General features: G+C 43.4%; 14 protein-coding genes. 10 read left to right on the forward strand and 4 right to left on the reverse strand.

The annotated features are described in order from the left end of the window. Positions 1 to 231 precede the first annotated feature (231 nt). The 4 genes from AACW45_RS36405 to AACW45_RS36420 all read right to left on the reverse strand — a co-directional run bounded on the left by AACW45_RS36405 (position 232) and on the right by AACW45_RS36420 (position 6943). Positions 232 to 1116, reverse strand: a complete 885-nt coding sequence (locus AACW45_RS36405; RefSeq protein ID WP_313933824.1) for a DUF928 domain-containing protein — start codon at positions 1114 to 1116, stop codon at positions 232 to 234. Positions 1117 to 1210: 94 nt separating this feature from the next. Then, positions 1211 to 3535 carry a CHASE2 domain-containing protein gene (locus AACW45_RS36410; RefSeq protein ID WP_190637880.1) on the reverse strand — a complete coding sequence of 775 codons (2325 nt, stop codon included), beginning with the start codon at positions 3533 to 3535 and terminating at the stop codon, positions 1211 to 1213. Positions 3536 to 3712: 177 nt separating this feature from the next. Continuing rightward, positions 3713 to 5152, reverse strand: coding sequence for a DUF1822 family protein (locus tag AACW45_RS36415; protein ID WP_190637882.1), 1440 nt, complete (start codon positions 5150 to 5152; stop codon positions 3713 to 3715). A gap of 9 nt (positions 5153 to 5161) precedes the next feature. Next, on the reverse strand, positions 5162 to 6943 hold the full coding sequence (locus AACW45_RS36420; protein WP_190637884.1) for an XRE family transcriptional regulator: 1782 nt from the start codon (positions 6941 to 6943) through the stop codon (positions 5162 to 5164). 447 nt (positions 6944 to 7390) lie between these two features. On the opposite strand from AACW45_RS36420, the gene AACW45_RS36425 reads away from it, so the two are divergent. The 10 genes from AACW45_RS36425 to AACW45_RS36470 all read left to right on the forward strand — a co-directional run. Beyond that, positions 7391 to 7624 (forward strand): mersacidin/lichenicidin family type 2 lantibiotic, encoded by a 234-nt coding sequence (locus AACW45_RS36425; RefSeq protein WP_190637886.1) that lies wholly within the window; start codon positions 7391 to 7393, stop codon positions 7622 to 7624. 388 nt (positions 7625 to 8012) lie between these two features. Then, a complete protein-coding gene (locus tag AACW45_RS36430) occupies positions 8013 to 8240 on the forward strand; it encodes a mersacidin/lichenicidin family type 2 lantibiotic (RefSeq protein WP_190637888.1) in 228 nt (75 codons plus the stop codon). Between the two features lie 197 nt (positions 8241 to 8437). Continuing rightward, positions 8438 to 11731 (forward strand): type 2 lanthipeptide synthetase LanM family protein, encoded by a 3294-nt coding sequence (locus AACW45_RS36435; RefSeq protein ID WP_190637889.1) that lies wholly within the window; start codon positions 8438 to 8440, stop codon positions 11729 to 11731. Between the two features lie 140 nt (positions 11732 to 11871). Next, the gene (locus AACW45_RS36440; RefSeq protein WP_190637891.1) at positions 11872 to 14052 is read left to right on the forward strand and encodes a peptidase domain-containing ABC transporter; all 2181 of its coding nucleotides are present in this window, start codon (positions 11872 to 11874) and stop codon (positions 14050 to 14052) included. 104 nt (positions 14053 to 14156) lie between these two features. After that, positions 14157 to 15638: an HlyD family efflux transporter periplasmic adaptor subunit gene (locus AACW45_RS36445; RefSeq protein ID WP_190637893.1), complete on the forward strand. Its 1482-nt coding sequence runs from the start codon at positions 14157 to 14159 to the stop codon at positions 15636 to 15638. A gap of 285 nt (positions 15639 to 15923) precedes the next feature. After that, on the forward strand, positions 15924 to 16058 hold the full coding sequence (locus AACW45_RS36450; RefSeq protein WP_277880466.1) for a hypothetical protein: 135 nt from the start codon (positions 15924 to 15926) through the stop codon (positions 16056 to 16058). Between the two features lie 49 nt (positions 16059 to 16107). Then, complete coding sequence (locus tag AACW45_RS36455) at positions 16108 to 16467, forward strand: hypothetical protein (protein WP_190637895.1); 360 nt, start codon at positions 16108 to 16110, stop codon at positions 16465 to 16467. 271 nt (positions 16468 to 16738) lie between these two features. Continuing rightward, positions 16739 to 17125, forward strand: a complete 387-nt coding sequence (locus tag AACW45_RS36460; protein ID WP_190637897.1) for a hypothetical protein — start codon at positions 16739 to 16741, stop codon at positions 17123 to 17125. A gap of 328 nt (positions 17126 to 17453) precedes the next feature. Next, positions 17454 to 17885, forward strand: a complete 432-nt coding sequence (locus AACW45_RS36465; RefSeq protein ID WP_190637899.1) for a GNAT family N-acetyltransferase — start codon at positions 17454 to 17456, stop codon at positions 17883 to 17885. 5 nt (positions 17886 to 17890) lie between these two features. Then, positions 17891 to 18384, forward strand: a 494-nt coding sequence (locus AACW45_RS36470) for a dihydrofolate reductase family protein (RefSeq protein WP_190637901.1), incomplete at its 3' end; no start/stop codon positions are given.

Here is an 18384-nt window from a genome sequence, read left to right on the forward strand (position 1 = left end):
ACCACAATCTACTTAATTCGTTGATTTTTCCATTTTTGGGTGTAAAGCTTGTCACTCAGTTATCCTGAGTTACTTTGTCATGTGTTTAGTCTAAACTCCAGGTCTTTGCAAGTGTTCCAAAATGAAGTCACGAGCCATTCTTCAAAGCGCGTTAAAAGCTGTGGTGCTTATTCTGTATAGCTTATAGCTTTTCAAGCGTGCCATTCGGCTTTTGAGGTTTGTTTTCAAACCCTAATCTCCAGTCCCCAACTCACAGCAAGGAACAATAGGCTTTTGAGCAAACTCTTGTAAGCCAACATCTCCTAGCAATGTTTGCCAATGTGTGAGCAAGATTTGTGTTTCTGGATGGCGACGGCGCATTTGGGCTAATAGAGTTATAGCATCGTACCAGATGCCATTTTCAGCATACATAATCACTCGGTTGAGATCGCCTGATTGCTGTAAGGGAAGATTATTGTTCAATTTAACTCGTTGAATCCAGCCGTTGACATTGACTGCTTGCGCTTCGCGATCGCAATTCATATTCAGAGTTAAATACCAATGGTAGTTTTTCCCTGGCTCTAATTTTACTGTTGATGGGAGAGTGAGAGCGATCGCTCCTGGTGTGTCGGTAAATGTGAAAGTTCCTTGATAAGTTTGCTGATAATTTCTTGGATCTGGATCGGTTTCGTCCCAGATTTCCAATTCGCCTACCTTGATATCTTTTGGCTGATAAGGAACATAAAACCAAAGAGTGGGAGAAGCTTCCAAAGTTAATCCCCAAACATGGCTGATTCCTGACTCTGATTCTACAGATGGAACTAAAGCCATGAGGCGTTCTTTAATTTCCAGCGCTGCACAACTATATCCGTCACGAGTTCCGCCGCCTTTGCGGTTACCTGGTGCGCCTCGTGGTGACAGTGGCGGGCGCTTAAACTGTATTGGGGAAGCAGTTGTGGGTTTGGGTTGGGGCTGCTGTGAGGAATTTTGCTGAACAGGTGATGCAGTGGGGGGAAGGATTTGTTGGCGATTTTGGAAAGGTTGGGCTTTTCCTTTGCTTGCAGCAGAACTAATCAGCGCTAAAGCTAATGCCAAAGCAAGTCCCAGTTTCCAGCGATAAAACTTAATCCCAGCCACAATTTCCCTCCTCAACTTTATTTATGTTCAGTGTTGTTAATCATCCATGTTGTTGGGGTAAAGGGTAAAGGTAAATGGGTAAAGGGTGAAGAATTTAACCTTTTGGCCTTAACCGTACCGTGTTGCTTGTGATGATGTAAGTGATCGCAACAGCAATTACTGAAGGAACCAAGGGCACACAAACGCCGATACTGAACAAAGACAAGCACAGGCTATTAAGAATAATGATGACTGAGGCGATCGCAATTCGCCGATAAACCAGCCCATGAAATACCCAGACGCATAAACCCCCCGTAAGTGCCCAAATCCCAATCCAAACTGCATCTAAGGTTTGGGGCCAAAACCGCAGTAAGGGGCGTTCTTGTTTGGCTAGACTCAGCATTTGGCTCACCATTTGGGCGTGAATCATTACACCGGGCATTTTCTTGTCAATTTCGTTACTAAAGGGAGTAGCAAAGCGATCGCCTACTGATGGGGCGACAACGCCAATCAACACAATCCGGTTTTTCACCCACTGGGGTTTAAAATCATTATTGAGAATTTCTGTGAGCGTGACTTCTCTGGCGACTTTTGAGAAAGAACGGTAACTGAGCAAGACTTGATGACCGCGAGGGTCGATGTTGTGATAAAAGCCTGTATGCTTTTCTAAAGGTTGAAAAACGGTAGAGCCAAGCTTTAAATTCCCTTGGGATGTGGCTTCTGGTTGAATACCTTCAGCATCCAGGTAACGCAAGGCTAATTCTGCACTGAAGGCATAAGGTGCTTGGCAAAGGGAATCGCCTGGATTTAAATGAAACAAATAACGACGGACTGTCCCATCTGGTTCTACGGCGATATCGCTAAAGCCGACATTCTCAGGGGGACTAGCTGGGGGTGAAGCAACTCCAAATTTGTTGGCTTTGGCTTCTGCTTGGCTGACTTCGCAGATTGTTACCAAGTTTGGGTTTTTTTTGATATGTGCAGCTAGCTCACGATATCCTGGTTCTACAGGAAAATCGCGGTAGATATCCAAGCCAATGGCTCTAGGTTGATGCGCCTGAAGTTTTTCTAGAGTTTGCAAAATGACGTGATCGCTTAGGGGATATTGACGCTGCTGTTGAATATCTTGTTCTGTAACTTTTACAATCAGTAGACGCTCATCGATGCCGCGATCGCTTTGCAGGCGTGTCATCTGGTCAAAAGCCCACAATTCCACAGGCTGAAGTCCATCTAAAAAACGCACTGCCATGACTAAGCCAGTCATTATCAAGCTTTTCACCAAAATATTTGGTAAATGCTGCCACTCCAGCCCAAAGCGATGCTGCCGCTTTTTCGGGCGCAAATCCTGCCAAGTCGGTGGAACTTCAGCCGGATTTTGATATATCATTGGCAACCAAGTAGCCCCAGGTAAATCCGTAAATTCCTCGAGTCGTTCCTGGGCATGGCGTACAGCAGTATATAAAGGTTGTCCGCCAGCATATTCTCGCAGAAATTCCTTGAGAAACGATTGAGCAACGACATCGGGGACTATCTCCTGCATGACAATAATAATTGGCACGTGTAAATCAGCTAACTGCTGGGCTAATCCCAATCCTTCACAAGAATTAAAAATGGCGATTTTTAAGCCTTTTTGCACTGCTTCTCGTAAAGCGTGTTTAAATTGGTCAGTTTCAATACTTTCCCTAGCGCTGAGACTAATTCGCCCCCTTTGTTCTATCGTTTGACTATGCCCAGCAAAAAAGAAGATATCCCAGCCTTGAGTATCTCGTAACTGGGCGATTAAATCTCGCGCTTGGGGTTGATGGTAGAAAACTGATTCTGTTTTCTGTAAATTCTCAATTGCTTGACGATCCGCCGCTAAATCTAGGTTTTGACTATCCCCAAAAATCGCCAACAACCGCACGCGATCGCTTTGAGTTTGATGTTTGGCAATTTCCCAAGATTCATATTCTACTGGACTGTAGCTCACGCCCACATTGGGATAACTCGATAGCAAATCCCAGCTATGCCAAGGTAGTTTCCAGAGGATGGGATCTCTGGCTTTGATGGCTAACCGCAGCGTATCAGCCTGAGTAGCGAGTTCTTTGCTTAACCTTTCGCGGATTTTTTGCCATCCCAGTTCCCCGGAAGGTTGCAGCCATTCGTTAAGGTTAGCTTCCACCTGTCGCATTCTTTGCCAGCAGTCGTCTGTAATCTCCCTAGTAGCGCGATTTGTTGGTAAACTTGACTCTATTTCCCACCCATCATTGCGAGCGATGGCGCTGAGATTACGAAAGGACTGTTGCCATAAAAAATACAAGCCTTCAATATCTGTATTCGCGCCAAGTCTTCCTTCAATTTCCCCTACAGGCGAACCGCCATCTTCTCTCAGTTCTAGGGATACTTCAAACCCTTGGTGAAAGTTTCCCCTGCCAATTTTTAGAACTGCTACCCTGGACATCGTTGTGCAATTTTAGATTTTAGATTTTGGATTTTGGATTGGGAATGATTGGTTAATTTTTCTCACGTAGAGACGCAGAGGCGCAAAGAAGAATATGATAAATTCTCTCTTCTTTTCCTCCTTCCTACCCTTCGGGAACGACTTCTTCCTTCGCGTACTTCGCGTCTTTGCGGTTCGTTAAGCCACAAACTCCTCACTCACCCTAGCTTCATTCAACGCTACTTGCACCTGAAATTGCGTTCCCGGTGGTGGACTAAAGCCTAATTGGAGAATTTTATCTTTACCTTCACCTTGCTCATCGCTTCTTGTTTCGGCTTGCAAGCGAGTCTCCCCACCGGAAATCACACTTAAAATGAGATTTGGTGGTAGCTTGTGTTGCTGGCTAATCGGTTGCACTTGTAGCCGCACGCCGATTTTCTCCTCAGTTTTCGGTCGGATGGTGACAATTAGCGCGACTTTGCAATCTCCTAGCTGCATTCCCAAATCAATTAGTCTGGCTCTACTAATACCAGCTTGGGGATGATGGGGAGCGATTTTACCTAAACTTAAAGCGGCTTCCCAACGGGTTTCCTCATCATTGGCAGTGTGTAATAATTCTATCAATGCTGCGATCGCTTCCGGATGACCAATGCCGATTTGTCCTAACACCCCGGCGGCTTGACAGCGTTCTTTCTCTGGGCGATTTGATTTAATCAGGCGAATTACAGGTGCGATCGCTTCCGCAGAAACGCTCATTTCTGCACTCCGCACTGCACCTAATTCTGGTGGTGTTAAAAGCGCGTCAACAGCTTGCCAGATTTCCGTAATTATGCTGTCTGCTTGCTGTAACCAATGCCGCAAGTTAACTGTTGCTACATTTGCTGTTGGGGTTGTAGCTAACTGTAAGCGTTGCTGGTATAGTTTTTGCCGCCACTGCTCGTCTACAATTAACCCTGCCCACTGTTCAACAGGCACTGTCAATCTGGGGGAATATACGGAAAGATTACTTAACTGGGTGAATAACTCCTCAGCTACTTGTGTTGATAACTGCGACGGTGCGGCTTGGGGGATAGCATTTGGTTGGGGAAGGAGTAGCATTTGGCTGATATCTTCCGCCAAAGCTTCCTGACTAATATAGTAAGTGCGATCGCTCTCATCATATATCCCCTGATTCTTGAGTTTTTGATAGCTTACATATCCCCATAAGCGCAGCCAAGATTGTTCTGGCGCACCTAAATTAATTTGCACGGCGAGGTAATAATCTTTTCTCCAACTAGGAATATCAACCCACTCGCAAGGAACAGCAAATTCCTCTAAATCGCTGGTTTCGCTAGGAATTAAAACTAAGCGAATTTCTCCTAAATCGATAGGAGTACCATTAACAAATTCCCAGAGAGAATCCCAATTAGTGGCAGAAAAAATGCTGTTTTTCTGATGTTGAGAATTGTCTTCTGCTAACCAAGCCTCAAGCCAGGGAATAAAAGTTTTTAAACACAAATAATTAAGATATGCTTGACAGCAAGCGGCGGCATTAGCGTGAGGTTGGGATTGCTGCCAAGCTTCTGCTTGCAGCTCTTGTGATAACTTTAACCAGAGATGGTTAGGATATGTAGTGGCAAGTTTTCGCAAATTTAGCATATTCTCTCCTTAATTCCTCTGGATTTCTTGGTAGAGCAAGTTTGTTGACAGCCAATCCTCAATAATTACCCCGATTTGTTGAGTTTCTGTCTCTAGGGAAATACCAAAGCGGGTATCAATCCACTGGAGAAATAAACGCTGTAATTCCTGCTTGGCTGCGGTGAGCATTTGATCGGCATGAGATTTAGATGTGAGATTTTCAATATTGTTTACATCCTTTTTTTGAGCATATCGCTGCCATAAAATTTCTGGGTGCGGCGATGCTAATTGCTCACAAGACTGTAATAATCCTGATTGAATAAGATTTTGGTAATAGTTTTTTAACCAAGATTTGATATAGTTACTTTGCCATTGCTTGAGTAAGTTTAAAAAACTCTTTTCTAATTGCTCGTGAGCTAAACTAAACTTTGCTTGTACTTCTGCTTGGCTCAAGGGTTGATTCTGGCTAAGAGTTTGAGTTAACTCGTTAATATTCAGTTTTTGACCGTAACTAAGTTTTAGAATATGTTGTAATTCTGCATCTAAATCGGCAATTGCTGCCATTAATTGCGCTTCAATCGGATTAACTCGGTAAAGACGAGTAAATTTTTCAGTTAAAAATGTTTTGATATAAACTGTAGGATTAAATTGCTCACTTGTTAACTGCTCGAACTTTTCGATTAATGGCGCTTCCACATTTTTGGAGATGTAGCGGGAAACCGTTCCCTGATGCACGCTCATCTTACTAGCAAACTGTTCTTGAGTTAACAGCGCCAAACGATGGGGATAGCACAAAGCCATGACAGCTTGGCGGTAAGATTTAGGAATTTGGCTGCGAGTTTTATCGAGGTTTTGCTCAATAATTTCCAGTTCGCTTGTTAAAGCCAAATCTACTGCTGGTAAAGATAAGCTCTGTTCTTCATCCTGTTCTATTGCTTCCCCAGAATCAGCCGGTTCGTTACTATGAATATCGTAAGGTACTTCAATGATTTGATCGGATTGCTGTAAAGCATCAATACATAAATTCATCCATTTTTGTATCATTGCAGGTGCAACATCTGCACCCACAGCTACTTGCAGAGGTGCGCCTGGCTGGAATCTTTGCGAGTTGTAATCCTTCGCTGTGGCGACAAAATCAGCAAAATCCGGCTCTGGCCATTTTCCCCCTTCTCTTCTTTGGGGATTGTAGACGCGGTTGTTTTTGTAAATCGGAATAAAATATCGCCAAGCAAAAAGATACTGAGAAATTTCCGGTTCTCTTGTACCCGCGTTATTGAGTGCGGATCTGAGTCGTTCTTCCGCCTTTTGCAATTTTCTGTGACTATTGATGTCTACATCACACAACAGATGCCATCTCGATTCCCAATTTACATGGTCGCGGGTGACATTTCGTAGCACCCCTACCATATAAGTTTTCAGATTTGCTCCACTATAGCCACTAGTTTGATACTTATTGAGATATTGCCGCAACTTCTCTCGGTTACACAGGTGTTCGTTAGTCAGAGCATATAAATTTTCCGCATAAGCAGCGTAAAACGGGAGACGACACCAACTGCGCCAAATGAGATAACAGCGATCGCGATCGAAGTAAGCTAATAAGTGCCAGTGAGCTAGCTTTTTTTCGGTTTCCGGTTGGGAATCATCATTGAGAATGTTGACAAAATAATTCGCGTAGTCGCTCTCATCCCATTGGGGATGCAACTGCACTAGCTTTGCCATGCGTTCCCGCAAACGATTTTGGATGAGTCGTTTAAAGGGAGGATAACCGCTAGTTTCTGTAAAGTTATATAAAGTCCAGAACTGTTCGCTCATGTCACACTCCCCGAAGACTCCCCTTGCTCCCCTGCTTTTTTACCATAAATTGCCCATTCTAGATCAAAAATTAGAGTTAAAACCCTTTCATCTGGTTATTGGGATGGCATTTCATTATTTATGCACAGAAATGGGAGCGATCGCTTTGTTCTTGAGACATTTCCCAAAAATAAAATAATTGTAACCTAGTCAGAGCAAGATTTTCAGCCATTTTATCCGATAGAAAAACAGCTATTACATCGGGACAAGTGCATAAATCAAAAAAGCCTATCCCATTAACTTGAGTGAAAGGGTTCAAACCCAACGAGGTAAAGCCAGCAAGCTCAATTCAATGTTGTTCATTACATTGTTAAAGCAGCGGTTAATTACTGTTTATTTGCTTACTTCTCTCTGGGAAAAAGACTTTCTTTCAGAAAACTTACATCATTTAAATTAAGGAGAAAAATCATGTCTAACTTTGACATTATTCGTGCATGGAAAGATGAAGACTATCGCAATAGCTTGAGTGACGAACAACGTTCTCAATTACCCGAAAATCCAGCCGGAATGATTGAATTGCCAAATGAAATCACACAAACACTTGCAGGAGGTGGGAATACTGAAGGTGTTGGCTGTAAAGGCACTCCTGGATTTAGTAGAGGAATTATTTGCGACATCATTGTCAAGAGACTACCACTGTAAGAGGATGTTTTAAAAGTCCTATTGTTAGTAGCAAAAGTTTTAGATCCCCCTAAATCCACGCCACTTGCTACAACGGGGGGAACCCCCGCAACGCAGTGGCTCCCCTTAAAAAGGGGGACTTTGAGAAGTTTCCCCCTTTTTTTAAGGGGGGTAGGGGGGATCAATAAGTGTCTAAAATCACAGCCAAAAACTTTTCAAACAACCTCTAATAGTACCATTCGTCTTAGCACAATTTCTCTATTGTATTAGCACGGTACTGCATAAGATGGGTGAGCCTTTTTAGTTCACCCTTTCTAAGATTTTTATTAACTCGACTAAAGCCCAGATAAATTCCTGAAAGCTTAAGTCTATTTCTGCAAATCATTGCCAACATCAAAGGAGTAAAGACATGTCAAATAATGACATTATTCGTGCGTGGAAAGATGAAGACTATCGCAATAGTTTGAGTGACGAACAACGTTCTCAATTACCTGAAAATCCAGCCGGAATGATTGAATTGCCAAGTGAAGTCACAGAAACACTTGCTGGGGGTGCATTAACTCAAGGTATTCGCTGTAAAGGCCACATGACTAATTTTACTTGCGGAATTGTTTGCGATATCTTGTCGAAAAAATAAGACTACAGTGATATCACAAAAAGTGTTAACACAATTTTCCTAGTGTAATAACACACCTCTAATCAAGATGGGTGAGCTTTTTTAGTTCACCCTTAAAAACCTATAGCCTCATACTAATTCACCAAAATTATCAAACATATCCAAACCTAGAAACCCGTTGAAGAAGTAAAAAGTAAAAAGATAATCCCATAAATAAAATGAACAAACAATGGTTTCAAGCTTTGACATTAGCTGAACGTATTGCCTTACTAAATATATTTAATTCTCAAGCATCCCAAAATCAAATCAATCCCAAAACAGCACAACAAAGAATGCAACGCTGGCGGGAACAAAATTCATTTATGAGTGATGCTGATTGGGCGGAGCGTCTAAAATTGAATGGTATCACTGAGAAAGAATTTCTCAACATTTTGGGTACGCCAATGGAGGCTATAGGCGATCGCTTTTCTCCTCCAGTATGGGTGTCACAAATCGAACAAGCATTTACTAAATTTGCTAACTCTAATTCTCATATATTTCTGCCTCCAGAAATTCTCAAAGAAAGCACAACTGGTTTTTTGTATGCCGTTGAGCCACTTATACAACAAGGCTTTGAGCAACTAAATCAAGAATTGCAGCAACTAATTCAGTGCCAATCTGAGTTACCTTTTGATGCTGATACTGTAATCAAGATATTACTAGCAAATTTAACTGAAAAATTGTTGCAGATGTTACACAGAACAATGGTTTTAGAAATCAATGTGGCGCGACTGCAAGGATTATTAAATGGGGATACGCCAGAAGAAAGATTTCAAAACTTCATTGCCAATTTAAGACAGCCTTCTCAAACATTGGCTTTGTTGCAAGAATATCCAGTTCTCGCTCGCCAAATCAAGATTTGCATTAATCATTGGGTGCAGTTCAGTTTAGAGTTTCTGCGCCATCTTTGCGCTGATTGGAGTGATATCTGCAAGCTGTTTAGTCACGAAAATCAGCCAGGACTATTGGTAGAGTTGCAAGGTGGTGCTGGGGATAGTCATCGAGGTGGCCGTTCCGTTTTGATTGCTAAATTTAGCTCTGGATTGCAGATTGTTTATAAACCGAGAACACTAGCTGTTGATGTGCATTTCCAGGAATTACTCAGCTGGCTCAACGATCGCGGTACTCATCCACCATTTCAAACTCTCAAGATTCTACAACGTGATGATTATGGTTGGGTAGAATTCGTTAGTGCGGCTGGATGCAACACAAAAGCCGAAATTGAGCGTTTTTATGAACGTCAGGGGGGCTACTTAGCTTTACTCTACGCCTTGCAAGCAACTGATTTTCACAGTGAGAACTTAATCGCCGCAGGTGAGCATCCTATTTTAATTGACTTAGAAGCTTTGTTTCATCCTCACTTTGAGCGAGTGGAACTTGTCAAATCAGACTTACTGGCTTACAAAAAAATAGCTTTCTCTGTGTTGAGCATTGGATTATTACCACAACGAGTTTATGGTAATGCTGAATATGAAGGCGTTGATTTAAGTGGTTTGGGATCTGCACAAGGTCAACTCACACCCTATCGCGCTCTATATTTGGCAGGACAGGGAACTGATGAAATGTCTCTGAAACGCAAGCGGGTAGAAATGCCAGAAAACCAAAATCGACCGACTTGCAATGGTGAAGAAATTAATGTATTGGATTATACAGATTCTCTAATTACAGGATTTACTAATATATATCGATTACTTTTAAATCATCAAGACGATTTATTGGCAGAAAATGGCATTTTAACTCGTTTTAATGAGGATTATGTGCGGGCGATTATTCGTTCTACTTATATCTATAGCTTACTATTAACTGAAGGGTTTCATCCCGATGTTTTGCGTAATGCTTTAGATCGCGATCGCTTGTTTGACAGATTATGGCTAGGAGTTGCCCAAGAACCTCATTTAACTAAAGTCATGGCTGCTGAACGTCAGGATTTGTGGGAAGGTGATGTTCCCCTATTCACAACTCGCCCTAATTCGCGGGATTTGTGGACTAGTTCTGGAGAGCGAATTACTGATTTTTTTGCCGAATCAAGTATGGCTTCAGTTAAGCGTCGTTTTCAGCAACTTGATGAAGCTGATTTGACACAACAACTGTGGTTTATTCGGGCTTCTCTGACTACATTGGTAAGGGTAGGGGAGCAAAGACAGCAAACCAATTACTCTGTAATTCCAGTAGAACATCAAGCTAGTAGTGAACAATTACTGATAGCAGCACAGGCAATTGGCGATCGCTTAGAGACGTTAGCATTATCTAGCGAACAGGATGCTAATTGGATTGGCTTACAGCTAACTCCCCAAGAAACATGGTTGCTCACCCCACTAAATATGGATCTGTATAATGGATTATCGGGAGTAGCATTATTTTTAGGTTATCTGGGTGCTATCACTGATGAAGAACGCTATAGCAATTTAGCCAAATCTGCATTAAATACAATTCTCCGCCAAGTAGAAGCTAGGCAATCTGATATCAAATCCATTGGGATGTTTGAGGGTTGGGGAGGAATCATTTATACCCTTTCCCATTTAAGTAAATTGTGGAATCAACCGAAACTGCTCACAGAAGCAGAAAAGATTGTTGAACTTCTACCAGATTTAATTGCCAAAGACGAACAACTGGATATTATTAGCGGTGCAGCTGGGTGCATTGGTGGGTTAATTGCCCTGTATCATTGTCTGCCAAGCGATCGTACCCTGGCTACAGCCATCCAATGTGGCGATCGTCTCATAGCCTGCGCACAACCGATGCAGCATGGTATTGCTTGGAGTACGAAGATATCAGATACAGCACCGTTAGCAGGGTTTTCGCATGGTGTAGCAGGGATAGCTTGGGCGCTGTTAGAGTTGGCATCTTTAACAGGTGAGCAGCGATTTCACACAACTGCGCTGGCTGCGATTGAGTATGAGCGTAGCTTGTTTGTGCCAGAAGTTAGCAACTGGTTAGACTTACGCAATTTTACGGCTCAAGTCATACAAAAAAATGACAGCAAACATACCTGTATGACAGCATGGTGTCACGGTGCGCCAGGAATTGGGCTGGCTCGCTTGCGCTGTCTTCCACACCTGAGCGATCGCCAAATTCATTCCGAAATTAACACAGCCCTGAACACCACAATAGCTCATGGCTTTGGCAGCAATCACTCCCTCTGTCACGGAGATTTGGGCAATCTAGAATTACTATTGCAAGCCAGTCTCACCCTTAACGATCCGCAATGGCAAACTCAAGTTGATCGCTTTGCTTCCATGACTCTTGCAAGTATAAACCAACACGGATGGCTCTGTGGTGTGCCCTTGGGAGTAGAGACACCAGGACTGATGACAGGACTAGCAGGTATTGGTTATGGATTGCTGCGACTAGCTAAACCAGAGCTTGTTCCCTCAGTGTTATTGCTGGAGCCTCCTCAGCTTAACAGCCCAGTGCAGACAAATGAAGAATATGCGATCGCCTTTGGCGGGCGTTTCGCCATCGCTACCAAATGATATCAAATTCGTTTCTATTGGAATTATTCCTATTTCTCACTCAGCGCCCTCAGCGCCTCTGCGGTTTTTAATCATTCAGATGCTACCGGATTTGATATGAGAGGGGACAGGGAACAGGAAAATAATATTTGTACAAGACAATGAAATTCCACCTGATTCAACAGCATAGTGAAGAAGACTGTGGTGCTGCTAGCCTAGCTTCGATAGCTCAACATTATGGCAAAACCTTTAGTATTAGTTGCTGTCGGGAAGCAGTAGGTACAGGACAGCAAGGAAGCACTCTCTTAGGCTTAAAACAAGGTGCAGCGAGCCTTGGTTTCAATGCACGAGCCGTGAAAGTACCTCTAGAAAACTTCAACGAAAAAATTATCCCCCTACCAGCTATCATCCACTGGAAAGGTTATCATTGGGTAGTTTTATACGGTAAGCGAGGTAATAAATACGTAGTGGCTGACCCTGGTGTCGGTATCCGCTATCTCGAAAAAAAGTTGCTTCTAGAAGGATGGACAAACGGGGTAATGCTCCTGCTCGAACCAGACCCAGTGCGCTTTTTTACTCAAGAAGATGAGCAAGAAAAAATTGGGGGTTTTGGGGGCTTCCTGCGGCGTGTTTGGCCTTATCGTGCCATTATTGCCCAAACTTTGTTACTCAACTCGGTTTTAGGTCTACTTTCCCTTGCGTCCCCTTTCCTTTTGCAAATTCTCACCGATGACGTGCTAGTTCGGGGAGATACTCAACTTCTGACTAGCGTTGCGATTGCGGCGATCGCCATGCACCTAGTTAGCAGTAGTCTGCGGTTAGCACAATCAAATCTGGTTGCACACTTTGCTCAACGCCTGCAACTAGGCTTAATTTTGGAATTTGGACGGCAAATTCTCCGTTTACCTTTAAGTTACTATGAATCCCGTCGCAGTGGCGAAATTGTCAGTCGCCTAGAAGATATTCAACAAATTAACCAGTTAATTGCTCAAGCTGTTGTGAGTCTGCCCAGCCAGCTTTTTATCGCCTTAATTTCTCTAAGCCTGATGCTATTCTATAGTATAAAATTGACAGTTTTGGCTGGGGCGATCGCGCTTTTCATGACTCTCTCTACAGTAGCTTTCTTGCCCACCCTCCAGCAAAAAATTCGCAGTGTTGTGGTCTTATCAGCCGAAAATCAAGGGGTTTTGGTGGAAACTTTCAAAGGTGCAATTACCCTCAAAACTACAGCCGCAGCACCACAATTCTGGGAAGAATTTCAAAGTCGATTTAGTCGCTTGGCTAACCTTACTTTCCGGACTATTCAAATTAGTATTATCAACGGTATCTTCTCAAATTTAGTTGCTAGTATTGGCAGCATCGCCTTGCTGTGGTTCGGCAGTACTCTAGTAATTCATCAGGAACTAACTATTGGGATGCTACTGGCATTTAACAGCATGAATGCTAACTTTACCGCTTTTATTGAAACTACTATCCAATTTATTGATGAATTTACCCGTGGGAAAACTGCCACCCAACGCCTCACAGAAGTCATTGATGCTACCCCAGAAACTTTAGATAACAGTCAAAAGCCTTGGGTAAAAATTCAGAGCTACGCAGATATTACCTGTACTAACCTTAATTTCCATCATCCTGGTAGAGTTGATTTGCTAGAAGATTTCTCCCTAACTATTCCTGGTGGTAAGGTAATTGCCCTCATCGGCAAATCTGGCTGCGGTAAAAGTACCTTGGCGAAATTGATTGCAGGTTTATATCAGCTTCAGTCTGGGAATATTCGCTTTGGTATTTATAACCTGGAAGACCTTTCTTTAGAAAGTTTGCGTCAACAAGTGGTACTAGTTCCCCAAGAGGCGCACTTTTGGAGTCGGTCGATTATGGAAAACTTTCGTTTAGGTTCCCCTGACATTACCTTAGAGCAAATTGTCCAAGCTTGCCAAATTGCTGGGGCGGACGAGTTTATTAGTAAACTTCCCGATAAATATCAAACAGTATTAGGAGAATTTGGGGCTAATCTTTCAGGTGGTCAAAAACAGAGATTAGCGATCGCCAGAGCCATTGTCAATAACCCCCCAATATTGATTTTAGACGAATCTACTGGGGCACTTGACCCAGTGAGTGAAGCCGAAGTATTAAACCAATTGCTAACTCATCGCCAGCACCAAACCACAATTTTAATTAGTCACCGCCCCAAAGTCATTCAGCAAGCTGATTGGATTGTGATGTTGGAGCAAGGAAAATTAAAAATTCAAGGTTCTCCACAGACTTTATCTGATCAACCTGGCGAGCATTTAGATTTCCTCGAAAATCAGCGCAAAAGCTCACTCCTTCAAGGGGTGGGATGAACTGTCGCCCGCCGACTTTGGGCATTGGGCATTGGGCATTTGTCCCCCTTGTCCCCCTTGTCCCCCTTATCCCTCTTGTCCCCCTTGTCCCCAATCCCCACAATATGGTTAGCTACTTAAACCCCAATTCCCTACCCCCAGTTGAAAGCAATGAATTTCTCCCGCCGATTAGTAATTGGGCGAGACTAGGTAGTTTGGTACTCGTCGGTGGAGTGGGGGGAGCGATCGCACTTGCATCTGTGATTGAATATAAAGTCACCGTTAAAGGTCAAGCCAGCATCCGCCCTGCTGGAGAATTACGGCTTGTACAAGCAGCCACTGAAGGTCAAATTACCAACGTTTTTGTCAAAGAAAATCAGGCGGTGAAAAAAGGAGATGTACTAGCCACCATTGATGACTCGCGTCTGCAAACGAAAAAAAGTCAACTGCAAAGCAATATTCAACAAACGCAACTGCAACTACTACAAATTGACGCACAAATTAAGGCTTTAAATCGCCAAATCACAGCGGAAACCGAGCGCAAAAACCGGGCGGTGACTTCGGCTCAAGCGGAACTTAATCGTGTGCAACGCAATTATCAAGAAAAGCAAATTACTGTCAAAACGGAAGTTGCAGAAGTCGAGGCGAACTTAAACAGAGCGCAACAAGAATGGCAGCAAGCACAAATAGAATTACGTTCATCTCGTGCTAATTTACAATCAACAGCAGCAGCGTTAAAAGCAGCCCAAACAAAACGCGATCGCTATCAAAAAGTAGTTCAAGCTGGTGCTTTATCTCTCAATCAATTAGAAGAAGTACAGTTAGAAGTTGCTCAACAACAACAAGCAGTTGAGATGCGACGAGCCAGTTTTGAAGCGCAACAGCAAATTATTGCCCAGCAACAACAAACTGTAGCCGCAGTGCGAGCCAAACTGCAACGAGTTCAAGCGACTCTTAACCCCAGTAATGCAGAAATTGCGATCGCTCAAGAAAGTATCGCCCAAGCCAGCGCAGGCGGTGAAGCCACTCTCGCCACTCTCAACCGCGAATGGGAAGCACTGTTTCAGCAGCGAATACAAATTAAGAATCAGCTTCAACGCGACACCAGAGAACTGCAACAAGTGGAAAGCGAACTTAACCAAACTAAGATTACAGTCACCGAAGATGGAATCATCTCTGGGCTAAATTTGCGAAACCCAGGCCAATCGGTACGTATAGGCGAGGAAATTGCTCAAATTGTCCCTAGCAATGCTCCTTTAGTGATTAAAGCTGCCGTTTCACCTGAAGATGTCAGTCAGCTAGAAAAAGGGCAACAGGTGCAGATGCAGGTTTCTGCCTGTCCCTATCCTGATTACGGGACTCTTAAAGGTGTAGTTAATCACATCTCTGAAGACACCTTTAAATCCCAAAAGGTTGAGGCTTTGCCCAAGGTTAGCAATTCTTCTTTCTACGAGGTGACAATATTGCCCGATACCTTGTCCTTAGGTAGAAGCAACCATCAGTGTACTATTCAGCCGGGAATGGAAGGCAGAGCTGATATTATTTCTCGACGAGAGACAGTGCTGAAATACATGCTGAGGAGAGCTAGGTTAATTACAAACTTGTGAACTTGTCAGTATAAGCATTTCATTGAAAGCGACGGGAAACTCCATCCCCTTGTCGGTGGACGAGGTTGTTTCGCCCGTCGCTTGGGGCATAGGGCATAGGTGGCTTCTTTCCCATGACGCCACTTGCTACAACGGGGGGAACCCCCGCAACGCAGTGCCTCCTCAAGTCGGGAAACCCCTTCGGATTCGGCAGTCCACTCGGCGGCATAGCCGCACGTGTGGCTGCACTCACCGCCCACGCAACTCTCCTCCGCAACGCACTGCCTCCCCCATGCCCAGTTCCCAATGCCCAAAAACTCCATCCCCTTGCGATGCCCTGAGCTTGCCGAAGGGTGGGTGGAGTTTTTCATTAGAAAAACATCTGTGCCAAGAGAACAAGTGCATAAATCAAAAAAAGCTATCCCATTAACTCTGATGTAAGGCTTAACACCCTGAACAACATCACCTCAATTAAAGTAGGAGAAAAATCATGTCAGTTCTACCATCCAAATTAGTATCTGTTAGTTTGATTTCCTGTGCAACTTTATTCGGCACTTTGGCGCTTGGCTCAATAGCCATAGCAGCACCCACTATAAACTGTTCTATCCCTAATAATGTTCAATGTACTATTTCCAGTTCTAAAGGCATTAAATCTGTCAAAATTCAGACTCAGGGCCCTAGTGGCCCCGTCTATATAGTCAACGAAAGCTATACAAATTGCCCACGTTCGGTGAATGTCAATTGGGATTCTGCCTATAAAGCTTCGTCCACCGAGATTGTCGAATGCTCAACTGTTTCTGGCGGTGGCTCCGGCGGGACTGGAAAACCGGGCGGTATCAAAACTAATTAAGCTCAACTCTTGCAGTTGTGGCTAATCCAGAATGATTTTCACAGTCTAATTGCAATTCTATCTGCTGATATTTTTCTGCTTCGAGCTATCCAGATAATTTCAGCAGATTAAGTAGGTCGGCGGGAAAAAACCAAGTTATATTACGAAACGTAAACAGGCTTAAAACCCTTACCAATGACCAATGACAAAGGACAAATGACAGCCCCCGCCAGTTAGGTTTAATTGCGCCGACCTACTTACACAAAAATCATCTCAAACCTAGAGTATACATATGTCAACTAAATTTTCAATTATTACAGCGTCCATCACCGCCATACTTGTGCTAACTCATAGTGCGATCGCTAATGCCGCCGAAGCTTACAAAACCACTAAAGGTGAAGTCGTAATCACAGGGTTAACTCCTACCAAACGATACCAAATCAGATATATTAATGCTCAAGGGAAATTAGGATCGCGCCAAGATAAATCAGTCAATAGCTGTGGCGAAATCGTGGTCGATAAAGCTGCTAATTATCAAACGCTGATTGTCGGCCCAGAAAATATCGATCCATCTAGCTTAGAAACTAAATCACACGAAAGATGTCAGCCGAAACCAGGAAAATTCAAAAAAATGCAACCTCAAGGTGTCGAACCAGCAAATATCCCAGGGTCTAATTAATTTACCATCGAGTGATTAGACCTCTTGCAAAAGTCCTAATTTTCGCGTTCTTCTTTGCGCCTTTGCGCCTTTGCGTGAGCCTTTCAAAGGATTAATCAACAACGCCAAAATATTTATGCAAGAAGTCTATTATGTAGTCTGCTTGAGACTACATCCATTAGCCTCAAGCCGTAATTGAACCTGATAGCAAATGCACCATTATCGCGCTATTTTAAAACAGGTCGGTATTGTATTGATTGCTATGGGAATTCTCGATCTGATGCGTACAACGACAAGGAGATAAAACTCGTTCGAGTAGAATTGAAGTAGGGGAAGAGGAGCGCACGCCATGACAATTACGATCGCAATCCCAAATCAAGATGATATAGATATCCTCAAAAATATCGATCCCGATGTATTTGATGATGCGATCAATCTACCACGCGCTATCGAATTTCTCGCCGATCCCCGCCATCATTTAGTAGTCGCAATCGATAATAACTTAGTCATTGGGTTTGTCTCTGCCGTTCATTACGTCCATCCTGACAAACCCCTCCCAGAACTGTGGATTAACGAAATTGGTGTCGCTGCAACTCATCAACGGCAAGGTATTGGCAAACGGTTGATGAATAGGGTGTTGGAGTTGGGGCGGGAATTGGGCTGTGAGGTAGCATGGGTATTAACCGAACGAGATAATACCGCAGCAATGAGCTTATATGCGAGTGTGGGCAATCCTCAAGCACCAAGCGATCATGTAATGTTCTCATTCGATCTGGAGTAGATAATATGCGAGAAATAACCTACTACGTCGCTTGTAGCATTGATGGCTTTATCGCGCACACAGACGGCTCACACGCCGGATTTTCCCAAGATAGTGAATATTTTGCCGATTTATTTGCCACTTTTCCCGAAACGGTGCCATCTCACCTCCGCGATGCAATGGGCATCCACGCTGAAAATAAATGGTTTGATGTCGTTTTGATGGGGCGAAAAACTTACGAGATTGGTTTGAAAGATGGTATCGCTAGTCCCTATTCGCACATGAAACAGTATCTTTTTTCCCGCAGTATTAAAGTAAGTCCAGATCCCAATGTCGAACTTGTTACCGAAGATGCGATCGAGTTAGTTATGGGTTTGAAAGGTGAATCTGGTAAAGGTATTTGGCTCTGTGGTGGTGCTAATTTAGCCACAACACTGTTTACTAATCAGTTAATTGACCGACTCATTCTTAAAGTAAACCCATTTTTGATGGGTGCGGGTATTCCACTTTTTGCTGGAGC

Origin of the sequence: Calothrix sp. FACHB-168 (assembly GCF_963889195.1) — a bacterium.
In the GTDB taxonomy this organism is placed as follows: Bacteria; Cyanobacteriota; Cyanobacteriia; order Cyanobacteriales; family Nostocaceae; genus Aulosira; species Aulosira anomala_A.

Coding starts and splice junctions, on each gene's coding strand:
- AACW45_RS36410 (WP_190637880.1), bottom strand. CDS start 3,535: ATGTCCAGGGTAGCAGTTCTAAAAATTGGCAGGGGAAACTTTCACCAA.
- AACW45_RS36415 (WP_190637882.1), bottom strand. CDS start 5,152: ATGCTAAATTTGCGAAAACTTGCCACTACATATCCTAACCATCTCTGG.
- AACW45_RS36420 (WP_190637884.1), bottom strand. CDS start 6,943: ATGAGCGAACAGTTCTGGACTTTATATAACTTTACAGAAACTAGCGGT.
- AACW45_RS36425 (WP_190637886.1), top strand. CDS start 7,391: ATGTCTAACTTTGACATTATTCGTGCATGGAAAGATGAAGACTATCGC.
- AACW45_RS36430 (WP_190637888.1), top strand. CDS start 8,013: ATGTCAAATAATGACATTATTCGTGCGTGGAAAGATGAAGACTATCGC.
- AACW45_RS36435 (WP_190637889.1), top strand. CDS start 8,438: ATGAACAAACAATGGTTTCAAGCTTTGACATTAGCTGAACGTATTGCC.
- AACW45_RS36440 (WP_190637891.1), top strand. CDS start 11,872: ATGAAATTCCACCTGATTCAACAGCATAGTGAAGAAGACTGTGGTGCT.
- AACW45_RS36445 (WP_190637893.1), top strand. CDS start 14,157: ATGGTTAGCTACTTAAACCCCAATTCCCTACCCCCAGTTGAAAGCAAT.
- AACW45_RS36450 (WP_277880466.1), top strand. CDS start 15,924: ATGCCCAAAAACTCCATCCCCTTGCGATGCCCTGAGCTTGCCGAAGGG.
- AACW45_RS36455 (WP_190637895.1), top strand. CDS start 16,108: ATGTCAGTTCTACCATCCAAATTAGTATCTGTTAGTTTGATTTCCTGT.
- AACW45_RS36460 (WP_190637897.1), top strand. CDS start 16,739: ATGTCAACTAAATTTTCAATTATTACAGCGTCCATCACCGCCATACTT.
- AACW45_RS36465 (WP_190637899.1), top strand. CDS start 17,454: ATGACAATTACGATCGCAATCCCAAATCAAGATGATATAGATATCCTC.